This is a genomic window from Streptomyces sp. ADMS, assembly GCF_033441795.1.
Lineage (GTDB): Bacteria > Actinomycetota > Actinomycetes > Streptomycetales > Streptomycetaceae > Streptomyces.
This window is the reverse complement of the sequence record NZ_JAVFVX010000350.1, coordinates 1-864: the sequence shown is the minus strand read 5'-3', so window position 1 is coordinate 864 and position 864 is coordinate 1. Positions and strand designations below refer to the sequence as shown.

The following is an 864-nucleotide window of genomic DNA, read 5'->3' as shown; positions in this document are numbered from 1 at the left end:
CCAACCGTGAGCTGTGGTGGGCCCACACCGGCGGTGGCGGCGGCAACTTCGGTGTCATCACCCGGTTCTGGTTCCGCTCGCCCGGCTCCACCGGCACCGACCCGTCCGCGCTGCTGCCGCAGCCGCCGGCCGAGGTGCTGGTCAGCGCGATCGCCTGGCCGTGGGCGGAGATGACCGAGGCGCGCTTCGCCCGCCTGGTGAAGAACTACGGAGACTGGCACGCCAAGAACCTCAAGCCGGGTACCCCCAACGACAACCTGGTCAGCATGCTGGCCCTGAACCACAAGTCCAACGGCTACATCGGTCTCATCACCCAGGCCGACGCGACCGTCCCGAACGCGGACGGGATCCTGGACGACTTCCTGGCGGCCATGACAGCCGGCCTGGACGTGGCGCACGAGCCGCTCAGCACTCCCATGGGAGAACTGCCCGCCATGCCGGAGCTCGCCGAGCCCCGCCGGATGCCCTGGCTCCAGGCCGCCCGGTACCTGGGCACCACCAACCCGACCCTGAACGACCCCAGTCTCCAGGGCGACTTCAAGTCGGCGTACTACCGCACGGCCATGCCGGACGCGCACATCAGCGAGTTCTACCGGCACCTGACCCGCACCGACCTCGTCAACCCCACCGCCTCCGTGCTGCTCAGCTCCTTCGGCGGCAAGGTCAACGCGGTCGCCCCGGACGCCACCGCCGCCCCGCACCGCGAGGCCGCGTACAAGGCCGCCTGGATGATCTGGTGGACCGACCCGGCGGACGAGCCCAAGTCGCTCGCCTGGATACGGGAGTTCTTCCACGGGGTGTACGCCGGGACCGGCGGCGTACCGGTCCCGAACGCCGTGACCGACGGCTGCTACGTCAACTACC

Annotated in this window: 1 pseudogene; it reads left to right on the top strand. The window is 70.0% G+C overall.

The annotated features are described in order from the left end of the window. A pseudogene (locus tag RB628_RS40950) lies at positions 1-864 on the top strand (FAD-linked oxidase); the annotation flags it as partial.